The sequence below is a fragment of the Weizmannia acidilactici genome (assembly GCF_008974225.1).
GTDB classification, from domain to species: Bacteria; Bacillota; Bacilli; order Bacillales; family Bacillaceae_C; genus Weizmannia; species Weizmannia acidilactici.
The window spans coordinates 1-20291 of the sequence record NZ_BKZR01000001.1 but is presented as its reverse complement, the minus strand read 5'-3'; the positions used below and the strand labels follow the sequence as shown (position 1 = coordinate 20291).

At 48.5% G+C, this 20291-nt stretch carries 19 protein-coding genes; 1 reads left to right on the top strand and 18 read right to left on the bottom strand.

The features are described from left to right. From smc to GBH70_RS00040, 12 genes are all read right to left on the bottom strand, one after another. Nucleotides 1-3570 (bottom strand): chromosome segregation protein SMC, encoded by a 3570-nt coding sequence (smc, locus tag GBH70_RS00095; protein WP_151679104.1) that lies wholly within the window; start codon nt 3568-3570, stop codon nt 1-3. 28 nt (nt 3571-3598) lie between these two features. Next, nucleotides 3599-4336, bottom strand: a complete 738-nt coding sequence (gene rnc / locus GBH70_RS00090) for a ribonuclease III (protein WP_151679103.1) — start codon at nt 4334-4336, stop codon at nt 3599-3601. Between the two features lie 233 nt (nt 4337-4569). Next, complete coding sequence (gene acpP / locus GBH70_RS00085; protein ID WP_151679102.1) at nt 4570-4803, bottom strand: acyl carrier protein; 234 nt, start codon at nt 4801-4803, stop codon at nt 4570-4572. A gap of 90 nt (nt 4804-4893) precedes the next feature. After that, a complete protein-coding gene (gene fabG / locus GBH70_RS00080) occupies nt 4894-5637 on the bottom strand; it encodes a 3-oxoacyl-[acyl-carrier-protein] reductase (RefSeq protein WP_151679101.1) in 744 nt (247 codons plus the stop codon). A 26-nt stretch (nt 5638-5663) separates the two neighbouring features. Then, nucleotides 5664-6602, bottom strand: coding sequence for an ACP S-malonyltransferase (gene fabD, locus GBH70_RS00075; protein ID WP_151679100.1), 939 nt, complete (start codon nt 6600-6602; stop codon nt 5664-5666). Nucleotides 6603-6621: 19 nt separating this feature from the next. Next, nucleotides 6622-7614 carry a phosphate acyltransferase PlsX gene (gene plsX, locus GBH70_RS00070; protein WP_151679236.1) on the bottom strand — a complete coding sequence of 331 codons (993 nt, stop codon included), beginning with the start codon at nt 7612-7614 and terminating at the stop codon, nt 6622-6624. Between the two features lie 63 nt (nt 7615-7677). Then, nucleotides 7678-8253: a transcription factor FapR gene (gene fapR, locus GBH70_RS00065; protein WP_151679099.1), complete on the bottom strand. Its 576-nt coding sequence runs from the start codon at nt 8251-8253 to the stop codon at nt 7678-7680. 131 nt (nt 8254-8384) lie between these two features. Next, nucleotides 8385-10433: an ATP-dependent DNA helicase RecG gene (gene recG / locus GBH70_RS00060; protein WP_151679235.1), complete on the bottom strand. Its 2049-nt coding sequence runs from the start codon at nt 10431-10433 to the stop codon at nt 8385-8387. After that, nucleotides 10426-11313, bottom strand: a complete 888-nt coding sequence (sdaAA, locus tag GBH70_RS00055) for an L-serine ammonia-lyase, iron-sulfur-dependent, subunit alpha (RefSeq protein ID WP_151679098.1) — start codon at nt 11311-11313, stop codon at nt 10426-10428. The genes recG and sdaAA overlap by 8 nt, the downstream gene beginning before the upstream one ends. Nucleotides 11314-11401: 88 nt before the next feature. Then, entirely contained in the window at nt 11402-12064 is a 663-nt protein-coding gene (sdaAB, locus tag GBH70_RS00050; protein WP_151679097.1) for an L-serine ammonia-lyase, iron-sulfur-dependent subunit beta, read from the bottom strand. A gap of 46 nt (nt 12065-12110) precedes the next feature. Further along, the gene (locus GBH70_RS00045; protein ID WP_151679096.1) at nt 12111-13790 is read right to left on the bottom strand and encodes a DAK2 domain-containing protein; all 1680 of its coding nucleotides are present in this window, start codon (nt 13788-13790) and stop codon (nt 12111-12113) included. A gap of 16 nt (nt 13791-13806) precedes the next feature. Beyond that, nucleotides 13807-14169, bottom strand: a complete 363-nt coding sequence (locus tag GBH70_RS00040; protein ID WP_151679095.1) for an Asp23/Gls24 family envelope stress response protein — start codon at nt 14167-14169, stop codon at nt 13807-13809. 307 nt (nt 14170-14476) lie between these two features. On the opposite strand from GBH70_RS00040, the gene rpmB reads away from it, so the two are divergent. Beyond that, a complete protein-coding gene (rpmB, locus tag GBH70_RS00035; RefSeq protein ID WP_151679094.1) occupies nt 14477-14665 on the top strand; it encodes a 50S ribosomal protein L28 in 189 nt (62 codons plus the stop codon). 97 nt (nt 14666-14762) lie between these two features. On the opposite strand, the gene spoVM is transcribed toward rpmB, so the two are convergent. From spoVM to GBH70_RS00005, 6 genes are all read right to left on the bottom strand, one after another. Then, nucleotides 14763-14843, bottom strand: a complete 81-nt coding sequence (spoVM, locus tag GBH70_RS00030) for a stage V sporulation protein SpoVM (RefSeq protein ID WP_017551496.1) — start codon at nt 14841-14843, stop codon at nt 14763-14765. 100 nt (nt 14844-14943) lie between these two features. After that, complete coding sequence (locus GBH70_RS00025) at nt 14944-15600, bottom strand: thiamine diphosphokinase (protein ID WP_151679093.1); 657 nt, start codon at nt 15598-15600, stop codon at nt 14944-14946. A 194-nt stretch (nt 15601-15794) separates the two neighbouring features. After that, nucleotides 15795-16445, bottom strand: a complete 651-nt coding sequence (gene rpe / locus GBH70_RS00020) for a ribulose-phosphate 3-epimerase (protein WP_151679092.1) — start codon at nt 16443-16445, stop codon at nt 15795-15797. A gap of 2 nt (nt 16446-16447) precedes the next feature. Beyond that, nucleotides 16448-17335 (bottom strand): ribosome small subunit-dependent GTPase A, encoded by an 888-nt coding sequence (gene rsgA / locus GBH70_RS00015; protein WP_151679091.1) that lies wholly within the window; start codon nt 17333-17335, stop codon nt 16448-16450. 91 nt (nt 17336-17426) lie between these two features. Then, on the bottom strand, nt 17427-19529 hold the full coding sequence (gene pknB / locus GBH70_RS00010) for a Stk1 family PASTA domain-containing Ser/Thr kinase (protein ID WP_151679090.1): 2103 nt from the start codon (nt 19527-19529) through the stop codon (nt 17427-17429). Continuing rightward, nucleotides 19529-20281, bottom strand: coding sequence for a Stp1/IreP family PP2C-type Ser/Thr phosphatase (locus GBH70_RS00005; RefSeq protein WP_151679089.1), 753 nt, complete (start codon nt 20279-20281; stop codon nt 19529-19531). The genes pknB and GBH70_RS00005 overlap by 1 nt, the downstream gene beginning before the upstream one ends. Nucleotides 20282-20291: the final 10 nt, after the last annotated feature.

Sequence of the window (20291 nt, the reverse complement as noted above, 5' to 3'; positions counted from 1 at the left end):
TTAAGTTTGGCCGACAAGATCGGCCGATTCCTCGAGTTTTACCGAAACAAGTTTGGAAACGCCGGATTCCTGCATCGTGACGCCGTAAAGGACATCGGCTTCTTCCATCGTCCCTTTCCTGTGCGTAATCACGATAAACTGCGTTTCTTCGCTGAACTGTTTCAAATATTTGCTGAACCGGTATACATTCGCCTCATCCAGCGCCGCTTCCACTTCATCCAAAATACAGAACGGCACCGGGCGCACACGTAAAATCGCAAACAACAGGGCAATTGCGGTGAGCGCCCTTTCCCCGCCGGAAAGTAAACCGAGATTTTGCAGCTTCTTGCCAGGCGGTTGTGCAACAATTTCAACCCCTGTGTTCAGAAGGTCTTTCGGGTCTGTCAGCCTTAAGTCGGCCCGGCCGCCGCCGAAAAGTTCCCTGAATACCGGTTCAAATTCATTCCGGATCGCCTTGAACGTCTCATCAAAGCGCCGGATCATTTCACCGTCCATTTCAGTAATGACCTGGTCGAGCGTTTCTTTCGCTTCCAGCAGGTCGGTTTCCTGTTCTTTTAAAAACCGGTAGCGTTCCGAAATACGGTCGTATTCTTCAATAGCGCCGAGATTGACAGTACCGAGCTCATCAATCGCAAGCTTGATCAGTTTCACTTTTTTCCTCGCTTCTTCAAGCGGAACCGGAAGCGTATAAGCTTCTTTTGCCGCCTCAAAGGTGAGCGTATACTCTTCGCGGAGACGGCTGAGCCGGTTTTCCAGTTCAACGTCAAGCCGGTTTGCCCTTACTTCTTCGTCTTGGATCGCTTGCTGCAACCCTTTTTGCTGCCGTTTTAGTTCCTTTATGCCGAGTTCAAGGTCTTCGATTTCAGCCTGCAGCTGTACCCTTTCTTCCCTGCGTATGGAAATAAATTCAATTGTGTCGTTTTTATCGCGCGCTTTTTGTTCGGCAGCCTCAACCAGCTCGCTTTCCGACATATGGTGCCGGCTTTCTTCATCCGTCAGCAGGCGGTACTGTTCCTCATAACTTTCTTTGCGTGACCGCCACTCCCGGATACTTTCACCAAGACGCCCAAGTTCTTCGCGGTTCCGGTCCCATTGTTCCATTTTAACGGCAAGTGATGCTTTTAAATCGCTCAATTCAGCCTGGAGCTTCGATCTCGCTGTGGAATCATCATTTTTCTTCTCCGTCAGCGTTTCAATTTCCGACTCAAGTTTTTTGGCTTTTTCCCCGTTTTCGGCTAAAATCCCTTCCAGTTCGCGGATCCGGTTCCGTGCTGAACGATTCTGTTCTTCCGCTTCCGCTTTTTCCATATCATAGACGAGCAGATGCTCATTCATATTTTTTTCTTCGATTTCAAGCCTTTCGAGTTCCGATTTTGCCTGCTGCTCCCGGAGCCGGAGACTCTCCCCATTTTTTCTCGTTTCCTCAAGTTCCTGCGACATCCAGGCCGCTTCAGCTTTTATTCCTTTTACATCCGATTCCAGCTGCAGCGTTTTTGCTTCCATATCCGCCAATTTTTCTTTTAATGCTTCCAGTTCGCTTTTCCGGCCAAGGAGCGACGTGCCGTTCTGTTTCGATGCGCCGCCTGTCATTGAACCGCCCGGATTTACAATATCCCCGTCGAGCGTTACGATGCGGTAGCGGTAACCGAGCATCTTTGCAATTTGGTTTGCGCTTTTCAAGTCGCGGACAACGAGAACATTGCCGAGCAGGTTAGAAACAATCGTACGATAACGGCTTTCGGATTGGACAATATCCCCGGCAATACCGATATACGCTTCCTCGTTTTGGAGAGGGGCAAGCTGAGAAGCAGGAATTGTTTTCGGCTTCATAATATTGAGCGGCAAAAATGTCGCCCTTCCTGCATTGCGCTGTTTTAAAAACGCGATGGCGCGCCGGCCGTGATGTTCCGTCTCCACGACAATATGCTGCATCGAAGCGCCCAGAGCCGTTTCAATCGCTTTTTCGTATTGTGAAGGAACACGGATCAGTTCGGCCACGGCACCCTCAATACCATCCAGCTGTTTGCCGCGGGCTTTCAGGACTTCCCGTACGCCCTGGTAAAATCCGGTAAAATCCTCTTCCATTTCTTCCAGTGTTTCTTTTCGTGATTTTGCTTTTTGCAAATATTGGTATGCCTTATAAAGATTCGACTCCTGCTTTTGATAACGGTTGTTTAATATTTCAAGCTTCCGCTTTTTTTCCACGAATGCTGCGGCCGCTTCTTCCAACTCCTGCTGAATCTTTTCAAGCTGCTCTCCCGCCACTTTTTTCTTCTCTTGGATTTTTTCCCTTTCCTCCACGTATTTCCGGTTGTCGGCGTCAAGACGCTCGATGCGGTGCCCGAATTGTTTCAGCTGTTGTTTCAAATAATTTTTTTCGTTTTTCGCACTTGCCTGCCCGTTCAACAGTTCAATGTAATCGCTTTTTAGCGACTCGATTTTTTCTTCCAGATTCGTGCTGAGCAGGGCAAGCTGCTCTTGTTTTTCCTTTACGCTGTTTCTTAATGAAGCAACGGCTTTTTCGTTCTCCCCGACTTCCCGCAGAAGCTTTTCCTTTTGTGCCGCCAAGGCTTCAAGCGTATTCGCGGATTCTTTTATATTTCTTTCAAGCTGCGCTTTGTTTTGGCCTGCGTTTTTTTTGCGCTCTTTTAAAACTTCTTTTTGCCCTTCCAGTTTTTCCAATTCTTCCGTCGTGGCCAGCAGCACATTTTGCAGCGCGCTGATCGATTCATCGAGCGCATCCAGCTGATTGCGTTTTTCTTCAAGATGCGCTTCCTGCTTCCGGATTTCGGAAGCAAGCCCGGCTTCCTTGTCCCGGTGTTCCGCAAGCTGCGTTTGGAGTAACTCCCATTTGCCATGCAAATCTTCTATTTCGTGCACCATCACGGCAATTTCATAGTTTTTTAACGCCTCTTTCTGTTCCAGGTAATCTTTTGCAATCGACGCCTGGATTTGGAGCGGTTCAATCTGGCTTTCGAGTTCATAAAGAATATCGCTGACACGGTTTAAGTTTTCCTGCGTTTCCGCAAGTTTCGTCTCAGCTTTTTTCTTGCGGGTCTTGTATTTTAAAACACCGGCAGCCTCCTCGAAAATCGTCCGGCGCTCCTCCGCTTTACTGTTCAGGATTTCTTCCACTTTCCCCTGGCTGATAATGGAAAACGCTTCTTTTCCAAGGCCCGAATCCATAAACAGCTCAATAATGTCTTTCAAACGGCATTGCTGTTTGTTGATGAAAAATTCGCTGTCACCGGAGCGGTAGACCCGCCGCGTCACGCTGACTTCCTGATAATCGATCGGAAGCGCATGATCCCCGTTATCAAGCGTCAGCGTCACTTCAGCAAAGTTCAACGGCTTTCTTGCGTCGCTGCCGGCAAAAATGACATCCTCCATTTTCCCGCCGCGCAAGTGTTTTGCCGATTGTTCGCCGAGTACCCAGCGGACCGCATCAATGACATTGCTTTTTCCGCTGCCGTTCGGCCCGACAACCGCTGTAACGCCCGGGACAAATTCGATCGATATCCGTTCTGCAAAAGATTTAAATCCAATCACATCCAGACGTTTAAGAAACAATCACTTCCCCCTCCATTCTTTCACTTCTTTACTGTTTTTCTTTTTTCCGCAAGTTGGATAAAGCCGTTTGCGCAGCGTGTTGCTCCGCCTCTTTTTTGGAACGTCCTTTTCCGGTGCCGAGCTCTTCGTCATTCAGCGACACGCGTGAGACAAATTCCTTGTCGTGCGCCGGGCCGCGTTCATCCAATATCGTGTATTCCAAAACGCCGGATGACGTTTTTTGAATATATTCCTGCAATTTGCTTTTGTAATCGGTCGTATGCGAAAACATGCCCTCCTCAATTTTTGGAAAAACAATTCTCTCAAGCAGTGAAACGACTGCCGCCAAGCCCTGGTCCAAAAATAATGCCCCGATAAACGCTTCAAACACATCAGCCAACAGTGCTGGGCGCGTCCTGCCGCCGGTCATTTCTTCTCCTTTTCCAAGAAAAATATACTCGCCGAAATGCAGTTCATTTGCAAAAATAACAAGTGAAGGCTCACAGACAACTGAAGCGCGCAATTTCGTCATTTCCCCTTCAGTCATCGATGGGAACCGTTTAAACAAATAGTGCGAAACGGTCAGTTCCAGCACGGCATCGCCCAAAAATTCGAGTCTTTCATTGTCGTTCTGCCGCTTTTCCGGATGTTCGTTAACATAAGAGGAATGCGTAAATGCCTGCTTTAAGAGTTCTGGATTTTTAAAACGGATATGGATGCTGTCCTGCAGCTTGCGGAAATGGTCAAGTGCAACATATTCATAGTCCGGTTTTGATTTTTTTGCCATGATTAAACCACCCGTATCTTTTTAGTTTCAGCTTAACTTAAGTGTATAGAAAAATGCCCGTGAACGCAAAGGCATTCTTGAAATCCGAACGGTCGTAAATGCGCAAAAAAGTTGCGTTTTTACGCATTTACCATCGCCAGGTTTCAGCCTGAATACTTTCAAAAATCAAAAAGAAGCATCCGGAATGAGAAAAATGCCCCGCCACCAAAGCGGGACATTTACCATCAAGACGCTTACTGCTGATTCTGTATGTAATTCACAGCGTCACCCACTGTTACAATTTTTTCAGCATCCTCGTCTGAAATTTCCATTCCAAATTCATCTTCGAGTTCCATCACCAATTCTACCACATCCAGTGAATCGGCGCCAAGATCTTCTTTGAATTTCGCATCAAGTGTAACTTTGGATTCTTCGACTCCAAGGCGGTCAACGATGATCTTCGTCACACGTTCTAATACGTCTGCCATACGGTTCACCTCCCCTCAAGGTATTATAGAGGATTTTCCATAAATAATAAAGTAAAACTTGAAAACAAGCCGTTCTGCTGCGGCACGCCGCTACATCACCATTCCACCGTCAACATGGATGGTCTGTCCCGTGATATAGCCGGACCAGTCGCTTGCCAAAAACAAGGCAATTTTAGCCACATCCTCCGGCCCGCCAAAACGGGAGAGAGGAATTTGGCTTAACATGCTTTCTTTGATGTCTTCATTGAGTTTATCCGTCATATCGGTTTGGATAAACCCCGGGGCAATCGCGTTTACGGTAATGCCACGGCTTGCCATTTCCCGCGCCGACGTTTTGGTAAGGCCGATCACCCCTGCCTTGGCGGCAACATAATTGGCCTGTCCAGGATTGCCGCTGATGCCAACAATGGAAGCGATGTTGATAATTTTTCCGTTCCGCTGTTTCATCATCGGACGCGCGGCCGCTTTTGTGCAAAGGAAAACGCCCTTCAAGTTCGTATTGATGACATCATCCCATTCAGATTCTTTCATCCGCATTAATAGATTATCGCGGGTAATGCCGGCGTTATTCACCAAAATATCAATTTTTCCGAACTTTTCAAGCACCTGCTTGAACATGCCCTGGACTTCCGCTTCGTTTGAAACATCTGCTTGAACGGCTAACGCTTCAACGCCGAACGAGCGGGCGGAAGCGGCAACTTCTTCAGCTTTTTCGGCGCTGCCGGCATAATTGATGACAACATGTGCGCCGTTTTCAGCAAACTCAAGCGCGATTTCGCGGCCGATTCCCCGCGATGCGCCGGTAATCAGCGCTACTCTGTCTTTTAACAGCATCGGGTTCCCTCCTATTATCTGATCCATTATTTTTGCAATGCATTGACAGCCGCTTCAAGGGACTCCATATCCTGAACAGCGAATGTTTTTACGTTGCGGTCAATTTTCCGAATTAAACCGGAAAGCACTTTTCCGGGGCCGACTTCAACAAACGTATCAACGCCGAGGCTGATCATTTTCACAACAGAATCTTCCCATAATACAGGGGAATACAGCTGTCGGATCAGCTTTACTTTAATGTCTTCCGCGTTTGTCTCCGGCTCGGCGTCGATATTCGCGATAACAGGAATTTTGGCATCCCGGATTGGGATATGATCCAACACCGCTTTGAATTTTTCCGCCGCCGGCTCCATCAGCTTCGAATGGAATGGCCCGCTCACCTGCAGCGGCAGCACCCGTTTGGCGCCTCTTTCTTTTGCAAGGGCGCCCGCCTTTTCAATGCCGGCCGCCGTCCCTGAGATCACGATCTGGCCGGGGCAGTTCAAATTGGCCAATTGGACCGTTTCGCCTTCCTTCGTGATTTCGTCCGCGGCTTCGGAAAGCGCGCCCCGGTCCATCCCGAGCACGGCCGCCATCGCACCGGCGCCGTTTGGAAACGCCTCATCCATATATTCGCCGCGTTTTCGCACCGCATAAACAGCATCTTCAAACGTTAAAGCTCCTGCTGCCACCAGTGCCGAATACTCGCCCAAGCTGTGCCCGGCCGTATAATCCGCTGTGATGCCGGCATCTTTTAACACCTGCAAAATCGCCGTGCTGACCGTCAAAAGCGCCGGCTGGGCATTTGCGGTGTGCGTCAGTTTTTCCTGCGGCCCGTTTTGGATGATATCCGTCAAAGCAAATCCGAGTTTTTCATCCGCTTTCTTAAACACTTCCGCCGCTTTTTCATTTGCATCGGCAACGGACTGCCCCATGCCGACAGTTTGGGAACCCTGCCCCGGAAAGACAAACGCAATTTTTCCCATCCTTTTTCCTCCATCATCCTTAGTTTATTTTAAGCGATTGGATCGCTGCTTTGATTTTGCCGGTAACGTCCGACTGCACCATTTCGCGCGCCTGCCGCACCGCATTGTAAATGGCATTGGCATTTGAAGAGCCATGCGCTTTAATGACCGGCGCATTCAGGCCCATTAACCCCGATCCGCCGTATTCGGAGTAGTCGAGCATATTTTTCAGGCCCGTTAATTCCGATTTGATCATGGCAGCGGCAATCTTCGTCTTTATATTGGATAAAAAGACTTTTTTGATCATAGAAAATAACGAACCGGCTGTTCCCTCAATCGTTTTCAGCACCATATTGCCGGTAAATCCGTCCGTAACGACGACATCAGCCGGCCGTTCCAACAGGTCGCGCGCCTCAACATTTCCGATAAAATTCAAGTCCGCATTTTTTAACAACTGGAACGTTTTTTTCGTTAATTCATTACCTTTCTTTTCTTCTGTGCCGATATTTAAGAGTCCGACACGCGGGCTTGCGATGCCCCTTACTTTTTCGGCATACAGCGAACCCATGATGGCAAACTGCAGCAAATGCTCCGGCTTAGCATCCGCGTTTGCACCGAGATCGAGCATAACGAAGCCTTTTCCGTCCATTGTCGGAAGCACCGGGGACAGCGCTGGCCTTTCAATGCCTTCGATCCGCCCGACGACAAAAAGCCCGGATGCCATTAAAGCGCCCGTATTCCCCGCTGAAATGCACGCATCCGCTTCACCGTCTTTCACGGCCTGGGCCATGCGGACCATCGAAGAATTTTTTTTGCGCCGGACTGACCGCACCGGTTCATCGGTTCCGGCGATCACTTCATCCGTATGGACAATGGTGATGCGCCCGGAGGCTTCCAAATACTCCCGAATTTTCGTTTCATTGCCATAGAGAATAAATTCAATATCCGGAAACGCTTTTGCCGCCCGGTTGATGCCAAGCACGATTTCTTTCGGGGCATAGTCCCCGCCCATTGCATCGATTGCTAATTTCATTCTGTTCAGCCCCGTTTCTAACCTGTTCACACTTTTCCGCCAAGAAGAGCGACATTTTCCATGTTATTCATCTTTTCCGGCATGATTTCGGTACATTTCAAATTCGCCCTTAAACACAAGATCATGCCCTACATAACTTTCAACAAGCACCGTAGTCCGGTCGATTTCTTTATTAACATTTACGACTTTTGCCTTGGCCACAACGCGGTCGCCTTCTTTTACGGACCGCAAAAACTGGATATTTGCTTTTGCCGTTAACGCAAGTTCTTCATCGATTACGGCAACGGCAAGCGAATTCGCCTGCGCAAACAAATGGTGGCCGCGGGCGATGGAATTGCGCTTAAAGACATGTTCTTTTTTAACATCAAAAATGGAGATGGCGCTTTTATCCAGTTCAATATCAATAATTTCCCCGATGACTTCGTCGATCGGCAGCGCTTTGACCTCATCCGCAAATCGCTTCTCGGCTACATTTTTTATTCTTTCCCGGAGTTCCGGAATCGAAAGCTCCATGCGGTCGAGGCGGATCGTCTGTACGCTGACATGGTATTTTTCCGCCAGCTCTTCATCCGTGATGAAAGGATTTTTCCGTATTGTTTCCTGCAAGCTTCTCTGCCGATCTTTTTTCTGCATTCTCATGAAAAGAAACACCATCCAAAACTTAGGACTTGGTACTAACAGTAGTATATAGAAAGAAAAAGAAGTTTGCAAGATTTGCCAACAGGCGGCTGTACCTCATCTTCCGCATTGCCGGCAAAAAACAAACTTCTTTAGTCGAGTTTTTCCCCTGCAAGCACCCCGGATTTTTCGAGTTGGCGGCGCAAATGCCGGTACTCGGCGGCCTTCCAGAATTCATCCGAATCAATCAGCTTTTGCGCATCTTGCCTGGCCGTTTCCAATGCGCGGAAATCATGGACCATATCGGCAACTTTAAATTCCGGAAGCCCGCTTTGCTTTTTCCCGAAAAAATCCCCCGGCCCGCGCAGTTCAAGGTCTTTTTCGCTCAAAACAAAACCGTTATTGGTTTCCGTCATGATTTTCATCCGCTCTTTGCCGATGTCGGTCTTCGGATCGGCAAGCAAAATGCAGTACGATTGCGCGTCCCCCCTGCCGACCCGGCCGCGCAGTTGGTGGAGCTGGGCAAGGCCGAATCGTTCGGCATCGTATATTACCATTATCGTTGCATTCGGGACATTGACCCCGACTTCAACTACGGTCGTCGAAACAAGAATCTGGATTTCGTTGCGGCTGAACGCTTTCATGACCGCTTCCTTTTCTTCGCCCGGGAGCCGGCCGTGCATCAGCCCCGCTTTATACTTGCCGCCGAAATAAGCATTTAAAACCGTATAAGCATCAATGGCGTTTTGTACATCAAGCTTGTCCGATTCCTCAATGAGCGGGCAAATGACGTACGCCTGCCTGCCCTTCCGGAGTTCTTTTTCAACAAAACCGAGCACCCTTTCCAGCATGTTATGTTTGACCCAGTACGTCTCAATTTTTTTCCTTCCCGCCGGCATTTCATCAATGATGGAAACATCCATTTCACCGAACACTGTAATGGCGAGCGTCCGCGGAATCGGGGTGGCCGTCATAAATAAAACATCGGGGTCAACCCCTTTTTCACGGAGGACCCTTCTCTGCTCCACGCCGAAGCGGTGCTGCTCGTCCGTGATCACAAGGCCGAGGCGGCGGAATTCAACATCTTCCCGGATTAATGCATGGGTTCCAATCAAAATATCAATTTCGCCGTTTCCGAGCTGTTCCAAAAGCTCTTTCCTCCGTCTTCCTTTTACCGAACTCGTCAGCAGGGATACATGAACGCCGTGCGGTTCGAGCAGTTGATACAGCGATTCTGCATGCTGTTCCGCAAGTATTTCGGTCGGGACCATCAGCGTCCCCTGGAAGCCTGCCGTCACCGCCGCATAAAGCGCGATCGCCGCCACAACCGTTTTTCCGGATCCGACATCACCCTGCAAAAGCCGGTTCATACGGTACGGAGATTTCATATCAGCGCAAATTTCATTGACAACCCGCTTTTGCGCGTCCGTCAGCCGGAAAGGAAGAGAGTCGATGAAATTCCTTAATTTCTGAAGGTCATAGTGGACCGCCTGCCCGCGCGAATGCTCGCGCTCAAATTTCCGCAAAGCCTGCATTTTCAGCTGGAAAGCCAAAAATTCTTCATATACTATTGTTCTTCTCGCCATCTTTACTTCCCGTTCCGAAGAAGGGAAATGCATGGCGTACATCGCCCGGCGTTTCGGAAGCAATTTATATTTTGCAAGCATGGCTTCCGGCAGGGCGTCTTCAATCGCATTGCCGAACGCCGTGAAAGCGGATTTGATATATTTCCGCAAATTTTTCACAGTGATTTTTCCTTTAACGGAGTAAACAGGTTCAAAACCGGAAGAACGCTCCGCCGGGCCCGCTTTCAAACTTTGCGCGGTGATCATCTGCCGGTGTATGTCCCATTTTCCGGTAACGGTTATTTCATCATGAATTTGGATTTTCTTTTTCAAAAAAGGCTGGTTAAAACATACAACAGTGATTAAAAAGTCCCCGACAAGCACTTTCATCGACAGCCGCGAACGCTTCCTAGAGTAAAAGATAAGAGAAGGTTCGCTGTGAACCCTCCCTTCCACCGTCACCCTTTCGTCATGCCGTACTTCCTGCAAATCTTTCAGCCTGTAATCTTCATACCGGAATGGAAAATATCCGAGCAGATCACCGACTGTATAAATCCCCATCTGCCCGAGGACGTTTTCCGTTTCTTCCCCAATGCCTTTTAATACGGATACCGGCTGGTTCAGCGGGCTATTCATGCACATCAAGCGGCATGCCGAATATTTTTGCTTCCAATTTCCTTGCTGTCGGCGTGTCCGCCAATCCCCCTTGGGCCGTTTCCTTCAGCGCAGCCGGCATCCTTTGCCCGACACGGTACATCGCATCAATCACTTCATCGCACGGAATCCTGCTTTTAATCCCCGCAAGCGCCATATCAGCCGCGACCATTGCATTGGCCGCACCCATCGCATTTCGTTTGACGCAAGGGACTTCTACAAGGCCGGCAACAGGATCGCAAACGAGGCCTAGCATATTTTTCAAGGTAATGGCCATCGCATGCGCGCTTTGCTCCGGTGTTCCGCCTGCCATTTCGACGATCGCTGCGGCAGCCATGCCGGCAGCCGAACCGACTTCAGCCTGGCATCCGCCGGCTGCGCCAGAAATAAACGCGTTATTGGCAACAACGAAACCGAATGCCCCTGCTGTGAACAAAAAACGCACCATCTGCTCACGCGTCGGATTCAGTTTGTTTTTTACCGCAAACAATGTTCCCGGGACAACACCGGCGGAACCGGCAGTCGGCGTTGCACAGATCAAACCCATGGCCCCATTGACTTCATTGGTAGCGACCGCTTTGCTCACCGCATCTAAAATCGTTTCGCCCGATAAAAAATTTCCTTTCTCAATATATTTTTGCAGGAGAACGGCATCTCCGCCGGTAAGCCCCGAATAGGAGCGGACGCCGGCAATGCCTTTATCCACCGCTTTTTCCATAACGGCCAGATTTTCCTCCATTTTTTTCATAATCTCTTCCCGGGATCTGCCGGTCACTTCTATTTCCTGTTCGATCATGATCTCCGAGATTTTTTTGTTCTGCTGTTCGGCTAATGCCACCAACTCAGCAACGTTCCGAAACATATTTTTCCTCCTTACAAACCGAAAGAAAGCGATACCATCGCCCTACACCGGCCCAGTCAGGCAAAAGGCACCGCCAAAATTCCAATCCTTAATCTACAACTCTCGCAACTTGCGAGATATTCGGCAAACGCTGGATTTCTTCCACGATGGCATCATCCAGATTCTGGTCGACTTCGATCGTCATCAGCGCCATTTTTCCTGCTTCTTTGCGCGACACTTCCATATGGCCGATATTGATCTTGTGTTTCGATAAAATATTGGACACTGCCGCAATTGCGCCATAGCGGTCCTGATGCACGACGAGAATCGCCGGGTGATGCCCGGACAAGCGCAGCTCAAATCCGTTTAATTCAATAATTTCGATTTTCCCTCCTCCGATCGAAATGCCGACAAGCTCCAAATCGCCGGAGTCGTCACCAATTTCAATTTTAACCGTATTCGGATGGTCGGGGACCGCTTTTTCCTCGAAAAATTGCACCGCAAGCCCAAGCTGCTTTGCAAATTCAAGCGAGGATTTGATCCGCTCGTCATATGTGTCAAAATCAAGCAGCCCCCCGACAACCGCCACATCCGTCCCGTGCCCTTTATAAGTGCTCGCAAACGAACCGTAAAAATGGATGTTGGCCCATTTCGGCTGCCGCCCGAATAAACTCCTTGCCACCCTGCCGACGCGGGCGGCGCCGGCTGTATGCGAACTTGACGGCCCGATCATCACCGGGCCGATAATATCAAAAACGCTTTTATACTTCACCTTACCACACACCTAAACCTTCTTATGCAGCGCGGAGTTTTTTTCTCTACTCCACTGCAAAAATAAAAGAATATAACTGCTGCCTGCCATCATGGACTTCAATTTCCACATCCGGATAGCGGCTTTCAATATATGAAACGAGCTCATCCACCTGGGAGGAGGCGACATCCTTGCCGTAAATGACCGTCACAATCTCATCCTCTTCACCAATCATTTGACCTAGCAGCTGCTTGGAAGCCTCCAGCAATGCCGGACTTGTTTTGACGATTTTGCCTTCAAAAATACCCATATAATCGTCTTTTTTTATGGAGATCCCGTCAATATTCGTATCCCTGACAGCATACGTCACCTGCCCGGATTTTACGCGCCCGAGCGCTTCTTCCATTGCTTGCATATTTTTCTCAAGCGGCTGCGAAGGATTGAACGCCAAAAGCGCCGCCATTCCCTGAGGCACCGTTTTGGAAGGGACGACCACCACTTTCGCTTCCGCCAATTCGGCAGCCTGTTCACTTGCCATTACGACGTTTTTGTTATTCGGAAGGATGATGATTTGTTCTGCATTTGCCTCTTCAATCGCCTTTAAAATATCTTCCGTGCTCGGGTTCATCGTCTGTCCGCCTTCAATGACGACATCCGCGCCGATACTTTTAAACATTTCGGCAATCCCGTCCCCCATTGCTACGGTAATGACCCCGTATGCCTGCTTTTCTTTTTTCACTTCTTTTTTCCCGCTGACGAGCGTATGCTGGGTTTCTCCGACAATCGCGCTGTGCTGTTCGCGCATATTGTCCACTTTCAACTTAATTAAACTGCCGTACTGCTGGCCATAATTCAGGACATCACCTGGGCGTTCAGTATGGACATGGACTTTGACGATATCGTCATCGGAAATGACAAGCAGCGAATCCCCCAAATGGCTTAAATCCTGCCGGAACCGGTCCTCGGAAAAAGCTTTACCTGCCGGTATAGAGCGGTTCAGCCTTACCATAATTTCCGTACAATACCCGTATTTGATATCTTCCGTATTCATAAAATCCTGCACATGTTTATGGTGTTCGGCGCTCACAAGCTCGTCCATTGACGGGATGGCAGACGGTGTATCCGGCAACTCTTCCCCTTTCAATTCGGCAAGAAACCCTTCATAAATAAAAACAAGCCCCTGACCGCCGCTGTCGACGACGCCGACTTCTTTTAAGACCGGTAGCATTTCCGGCGTCCGGCTCAACGTCTTCTTCGCTTCATCCAGGATTTCCTCCATCACGGCGGCGATATCTTTTTCCGTTTTGGCTACTTGCACGCCTTTTTTTGCTGCTTCTCTTGCAACGGTCAATATCGTCCCTTCGACCGGCTTCATAATTGCTTTAAAAGCGCTCTTGATTCCGGCCTGAAAAGCTTCCGCGAACTCTATGGCCGAAATGCTCGCTTTTGCTTCAATCGATTTGGAAAATCCGCGGAAAAGCTGTGAAAGGATCACGCCGGAATTGCCCCTTGCCCCCATCAGGAGCCCCTTCGCAAAAGCCGCGGAAAGGGCACCGATATGCTCCTGGACATTTTTTTGCACTTCCTTTGCGCCGGAAGTCATAGTTAAGTTCATGTTTGTCCCCGTATCACCGTCTGGAACGGGAAAAACATTCAGGGCATCAACCGTTTTCGCGTTTGCCGCCAGGTGGTTCGCCCCTTGTATAATCATTTCTGCAAATCGTTTTCCATCCAATGATGTAACCACAAAAATTTCCTCCTCGTTACGGGTTCGTCACGCGGACACCCTGAACGTATATGTTGATGGCGTCAACCGATAAGCCGACCATTTTATTGAGCGTATATTTAACTTTTTGCTGGACATTGTGAGCGATCTCGGAAATTTTTGTCCCGTAGCTCACAATGATGTACATATCAATTTCTACTCTTTCATTCTGTTGACGCACAATAACGCCCCTCGAGAAGTTTTCTTTGCGCAGGATTTCAGTGATACCGTCTTTGATCTGGTTTTTCGAAGCCATCCCGACGATACCGAAACAGTCGATGGCAGCACCTCCCGCAATCGTTGCAACCACTTCATTCGATATATCAATTTGACCGTAACGCGTATTCATTTCAATCGGCATATAACGCTCCCCCTTACTGCAATGTGCCAAACTGGATTTGGCTGCTACCGCCATTGTACTATAAGATAGAAAACATGGAAAGCCGGAGTTGAATAAGCAAAAACCGGCCCGTATTGTTATAGTTTACCACAAAACAGGGCGGCATGCAGAAATGCGCGCCGCCTGTTTTACGGAACCGGCTGGGGAACAGTTCTTGCATTGTGATGTTCAATATGATAAATTATTATAGTAATTTTATGTGGAAAAATGAAGTAATGAAAGCATAAATATGTTCTATTTCTGCTTCGTAACAGGAGGAGGGAATAAAATGCCGAAAAAATGTGTGGTTACCGGCCGTAAAACCGTTTCGGGCAATAAACGTTCTCACGCGATGAACGCAAATAAACGCACTTGGAAAGCAAACCTGCAAAAAGTGCGCATCATGGTTAACGGTAAACCTAAACGCGTTTGGGTTTCTGCCCGCGCATTGAAATCCGGAAAAGTGGAACGTGTATAATTTTCCAATCCAGATAAGAAACCGGCCGGGCCGGTTTCTTTTTTTCGAAGGGCAAAACCCCACAAAAAAAATCGGCGGATCCGCCGATTTTTTATGATTACCCTTTTTTAAAAGTCCCCAGCATTGCTCTGACAATCCCGCCTAAAAATTTTGGCAGTTTGATTGTATAAAATTTCATATGTGTCCCTCCCCTATACAATAACAATCCGGTCTCCCGCATATTATATTCATGTGTATGCGATAAGTATACAGCTCTGTTCGTTCATGATAAAGAATGGTTAATCATGGCTTCTTACCATCATTAATATGCCGCTAGAAAAAGAAAAAGTACCAAAATCCCGGATAAGTTCATTGCTGACGCAGAGCGTTGTCCCTCTTTCCACACGGCAGTTTAGCAGCGGATATTTAAATCCGCTCAATGTTAAATTTTCTACCGTTTCCGTAATCGGCAGAAAAGAAACATACGGGAAGGACTCCATTTTTTCGATTGTATAGGAGCCGGGTTTCAGCATGGTAATTTCGTTCTTTCGGTCGATGATTTCAATTTTTCCTTTAAATTGAAGGCATTTTTCATGCGCCAATAGCAGTATATTGGTAAAAGCATGGTCGGCCCGCCCGCCGGTTGCCCCGAAAATGCGGATTGTCTCCGGTTCCTGGCTTATGGCCCACATGAGTGCCAGTTCCATATCGGTTTCATCTTTTTCCGGCTGGGACTTCCGGATATTCTCAAGCCGGCTTCTAATCATCATCCATTCTGCTTCACTAACGGAATCAAAATCACCAAAGGCAATCCGGGGTATAATGCCTTGCTCCAACAAATGGAATACACCCCTGTCAACGCCGGCCCATACGGCTTCTTTATCGTTTGCATACTCGCCGAGGTCCGGAACATTTTCCACCGGTCCGCCTGCCAAGATATAAATTTTCTTTTCCATAGCTGCTTCCCCTTTTGTAAATAAAAGGGGCAGTCCCAAAATAAACTGGGCAAAAGGGGTGCCCGTTTTAAATGATCGTGAAATTTGCTTCTTTTTCTCACGCGTCGCGAGCCTTCCCGCAGGAGTCTCAGAAATTAACGATCACGAATTTTCCCGGTTTTTAAAGGCTTTTGGGACAGCCCCATTTCTTTTTCTTACTGCCCAAATTTTAAAGCTTGGATGGCTTTTTTGCGGCTTTTGCTTTTGTACACGTTGGAGCCCGCTACAAGCACCGTTGCACCGGCATGTTTACATTTTTTGGCCGTTTCCGGATTAATGCCGCCGTCAACTTCGATTTCAAGCTTCAACCCCTGCTCTTCTGCAAGGCTGCGTACTTGCGCGATTTTGGGCACCACCGATTCGATAAACGCCTGGCCACCAAAGCCCGGATTCACTGTCATGAGCAGGACAAGATCGACATCCTGCAAAATGGGGGCAATCCATTCCACCGGCGTAGCTGGATTGATCACGACGCCCGGCTTTACCCCTAGGGACCGGATATGTTGGATCGTGCGGTGAAGATGCCTGCAGGCTTCCGCATGCACAGAAATATAATCCGCTCCTGCTTTGGCAAAAGCTTCTAAATATTGGTCGGGATTTTCAATCATCAAATGGACATCGAGCGGAAGTTTCGTGACCGGACGGACCGCTTCGACTACGAGCGGGCCCATCGTAATGTTCGGGACGAAATGTCCGTCCATCACATCAATATGGATCCAGTCCGCCCCGCCGGTTTCCACATCTTTTATTTCCTCCCCCAATTTTGCAAAATTTGCAGATAAAATAGAAGGCGCGATTTTCACCATGGTCAATACCTCGGCTTTCTGTTTTTAATTTCCTGAAGAAATTGGATGTAATGGTTATACCGGAAAGATGCAATTTCGTTTTGGCCTAAAGCCGCTTTGACCGCGCAATTCGGTTCGTTTTCATGCAAGCAACCACGGAATTTGCATGTGCCGGATTTTTCGCTGATTTCCGGAAAGCAACCTCCCAAATCCGGAGCTTCCAAATCATTGAAATCAAGCGAACTGAACCCGGGCGTATCCGCCACAAGGCCGCCTGCAACCGGCAGCAATTCGACATGGCGGGTTGTATGCCTTCCCCTGCCGAGATGCGTTGAAATTTGGCTCGTTTTTAAGTTCAGGTTTGGATCGAGCCGGTTGAGGATGGAAGTTTTTCCAACCCCCGATTGGCCGCACACCACTGAAATTTTTCCGTGCAGTTCAGCTGCCAGTTCATCGATGCCTGTTTGTTCTTTAGATGAAGATAAAACGACCGGATAGCCGATATTCCGGTAGACTTCAAGCTTCGACGACAGCTCCCCTTCTTCATTTGGTTTAAGCAAATCGTATTTTGTAATCAAAATGACGGGCTGGACAAGGCTCGCTTCAACGGAAACCAAAAAGCGGTCCAACAGCAGTGTATGAAAATCCGGCTCTTTTGCGGAAAAAACCAAAATGGCTTGATCGACATTGGCAATCGGCGGACGGACCAGCTCATTTTTCCTTTCACGGATTTGCAAAATATACCCTTCGCGACCGTTTTCTTTTTTATATTCCACATCATCCCCGACAAGCGGAGTGATTTTGTTTTTTCTAAAAACGCCCCTGCCCCTGCATTGGTATATTTCTCCGTCTTCACGGTCCTCTACATAGTAAAATCCGCTTAAAGCCTTTAAGATTTTTCCTTCCGGCATACATCCACTTCCTTATTGTAAAATCGTATCATTCCGCCGCCTGCACTGGAGCCGGCGGAACTAGAGAAATCCCCCATATACAGGTACCGTATTATTTCGGGTAAGGAACCGTTTCTTCGGTGATGACGGTGCCGTTCCTTACAATTTTGTATGTGGCTTCTTTCCCGTATTCAATCGTGAATTCCAACTGTTTTTTGACCGTTTTTGTGATCTCGAAAGTTTCCGCCGGTTCCGACATCGTGTGGTTCATATCTTCAATGTAAATTTGAACTTCCTGCTTCGTTTTTTCCTGGTCGGCTGTTGTTGAATTTGTTGTGCCTGTTGTAGTATTGTCCGTTGCATCCCCTGTATGACCGTCTGGCTGGCTGCCCTGACCCGAAGTTGTACCGCCGCTGTTATAGCTGCCCCCATCTGTCTTTTCGCTTGAACTGTTGTACGGCTCATAAGGAATGGTGACTTCTTTTGTAACGGTTTTCGGCGGAAGTTCTTTCGGGCCTTTGCTGAATGTGACTTTAATGGTTGCGCCCTTTTCAAGTTCGGTTCCGGCTGCCGGTGACTGCGAGATGACATGGTTTTTTTTGACCGTATCCGAATATTCTTTTCCTAAAATTTCAATTGAAAAACCGGATTCCTTTTCATACTGGTCGAGCTGTGATTTTGAAAGACCGGTTAAGTCCTGCACGGTTACGGTTTCCGGGCCTTTGCTCACTGTAAATGTAATGATCGTATCTTCGGGAACAATTTTTTTATCCGGCGCCGGGTCCTGTGAGAGAATGGTTCCGGCTATACTGTCATCATACACTTCTTCTTTTTTGATGTCTTTAAAATGCTCCCCGCTTAACAACTTGACAACGTCATTGAACTGCCTGCCTGTATAATCGGAAAGTGAAAACTTCTCTTTACCGGCGCTGATATAAAGCGATACTTCCGAGCCTTCTTTTATTTTTTCCCCCGCACCGGGATCGGTTTTGATGATCTGCCCTTTTGGTACTGTTTCGCTTGTCTCCTTGAGTTTTTCCCCGATTTTCAAACCGTGCTCAGCAAGCACTGCAGCCGCCGCATCGGCACTTTTCCCTGCCACATCCGGCACGCTGACGGTTTTCGGTCCTAAAAACGACGGCAGAAACAAAGCTGCCAGCCCCGCTAACACGAGAAAAAAGAAAAGGATCCCTAAAACAACCGGCCATTTTCTCCGTTTCTTTTCCTTCCTGTCCCGCTTGCTTTCCTTTTTTTCCTCCTCATTTTCGTCAGCAGGGTTTACGACGATCGTTTCGTCATTGAGGCCGGGCCCCGCAGCCGTTTCGGAAAAGACCGGCATGATTTTCGTCTGCTCATCGTCATCCGGAATTTCAAATTTCGGTTCATCCAGCCTTTCCGGATTGAGCGCCGTCCGGATATCCTCCCCCATCTCATCAGCACTGTTGTACCGGTAAAACGGGTCTTTGGCGGTTGCCTTTAAAACAATATTTTCAACGCTCTGGGGAATGTCCGGATTCCATCGTTTCGGGGACGGCGTTTCACTCTGCAAATGCTTTAAAGCAATCGAAACCGCGGACTCCCCTGAAAACGGCAGCCTACCCGTCAATAGTTCGAACATGACAATGCCGAGCGCGTATATATCCGATTTATAAGTGGCCATGCCGCCCCGCGCCTGCTCCGGAGAGAGGTAATGGACCGAACCGAGCACCGCATTCGTCTGGGTGATCGAAGTTGCCGACAATGCCATGGCAATGCCGAAATCTGTAATTTTGACGACCCCGTCATGGCTGATTAAAATGTTTTGCGGCTTAATATCGCGGTGGATGATATGGTTCTGGTGGGCGTGCGAGATCGCCGCTGTCAGCTGTCCCATGATATCCAGCGTTTTTTCAACGGAAACCGGCCCGTTTTGCTGTATGTATTGTTTTAACGTCATGCCATCCACATTTTCCATGACGATATAATTTAAATCGTCCTCTTCGCCGATGTCATAGATGCTAACAATATTCGGATGCACAAGGCTCGTCGCCGACTGGGCTTCCCTGTGGAAACGCTGGATAAACTCGGGTTCATTTGCACAATCTAGACGCAGCACTTTTACGGCAACATCACGGTCCAAAATCATATCGCGGGCCAAATAGACGTTTGCCATTCCGCCGCCGCCGATCAGACTTTTTACTTTATAGCGGCCGCTGATCCGTCTTCCGATTAACATTAACCGCACCCGCCTTCATTCCTGCCAAACGCCATGAGGGCAATGGTGATATTATCTTCCCCGCCGTTTTCATTGGCGGCATTCACCAGCATTTCCGCTTTCCGTTCGAGCGGCAGGTCTTTCTCCAGCACTTCTTTCATCACTTCCGTCGGCACTTTATTCGACAGCCCGTCAGAACAAAGCAGCAGGTAATCATTTTCCTCAAAAACAATCGTTTTTAAGTCGGGGGAGATGGCGGCTTCCGTTCCGAGCGCCTTCAGGATCACATTTTTATGGGGATGGTTCTCGGCATCTTCTTTGGAAATTTGACCGGTTTTCACCAGTTCATTCACCAATGAATGGTCTTCCGTCAGCTGCTGGAAGCCATTTTCATTGAAAATATAGCCGCGGCTGTCGCCAATATTGGCAATCGAGATAAAACGGTTGGTGCAGACGGCCGCAACCAATGTCGTGCCCATCCCTTCACATTCCGGGTGATTTGCGGCATGTTCAAACAGACGGGTGTTCACATCCCGAATTGTTTCGGAAAGCCACGCCTCAGCAGTTTCCGCATCCGCAATCGGCCCGATTTTTTCAAATTCCTCTTTGAAATACTGCACTGCCATTCCGCTTGCGATATCACCCGCGCGGTGGCCGCCCATCCCGTCCGCAACGACGGCAAGACGATCCCCTTCGGCATTTTTAAAAATTCCCCCACTGTCTTCGTTATGCTGCCTTACTCTGCCTTTATCCGTTTTATAGACAGATTCCATTGTACCCCCA

Bases quoted from the DNA above. Each gene is read 5' to 3' on its own strand.
- pknB (WP_151679090.1), bottom strand. From the start codon at position 19,529: ATGTTAATCGGAAGACGGATCAGCGGCCGCTATAAAGTAAAAAGTCTG.
- recG (WP_151679235.1), bottom strand. From the start codon at position 10,433: ATGAATAGCCCGCTGAACCAGCCGGTATCCGTATTAAAAGGCATTGGG.
- GBH70_RS00025 (WP_151679093.1), bottom strand. From the start codon at position 15,600: ATGGAAAAGAAAATTTATATCTTGGCAGGCGGACCGGTGGAAAATGTT.
- rsgA (WP_151679091.1), bottom strand. From the start codon at position 17,335: ATGCCGGAAGGAAAAATCTTAAAGGCTTTAAGCGGATTTTACTATGTA.
- rpe (WP_151679092.1), bottom strand. From the start codon at position 16,445: ATGGTGAAAATCGCGCCTTCTATTTTATCTGCAAATTTTGCAAAATTG.
- rnc (WP_151679103.1), bottom strand. From the start codon at position 4,336: ATGGCAAAAAAATCAAAACCGGACTATGAATATGTTGCACTTGACCAT.
- plsX (WP_151679236.1), bottom strand. From the start codon at position 7,614: ATGAAATTAGCAATCGATGCAATGGGCGGGGACTATGCCCCGAAAGAA.
- spoVM (WP_017551496.1), bottom strand. From the start codon at position 14,843: ATGAAATTTTATACAATCAAACTGCCAAAATTTTTAGGCGGGATTGTC.
- GBH70_RS00040 (WP_151679095.1), bottom strand. From the start codon at position 14,169: ATGCCGATTGAAATGAATACGCGTTACGGTCAAATTGATATATCGAAT.
- fabG (WP_151679101.1), bottom strand. From the start codon at position 5,637: ATGCTGTTAAAAGACAGAGTAGCGCTGATTACCGGCGCATCGCGGGGA.
- sdaAA (WP_151679098.1), bottom strand. From the start codon at position 11,313: ATGTTTCGGAACGTTGCTGAGTTGGTGGCATTAGCCGAACAGCAGAAC.
- rpmB (WP_151679094.1), top strand. From the start codon at position 14,477: ATGCCGAAAAAATGTGTGGTTACCGGCCGTAAAACCGTTTCGGGCAAT.
- fabD (WP_151679100.1), bottom strand. From the start codon at position 6,602: ATGGGAAAAATTGCGTTTGTCTTTCCGGGGCAGGGTTCCCAAACTGTC.
- GBH70_RS00005 (WP_151679089.1), bottom strand. From the start codon at position 20,281: ATGGAATCTGTCTATAAAACGGATAAAGGCAGAGTAAGGCAGCATAAC.
- acpP (WP_151679102.1), bottom strand. From the start codon at position 4,803: ATGGCAGACGTATTAGAACGTGTGACGAAGATCATCGTTGACCGCCTT.
- fapR (WP_151679099.1), bottom strand. From the start codon at position 8,253: ATGAGAATGCAGAAAAAAGATCGGCAGAGAAGCTTGCAGGAAACAATA.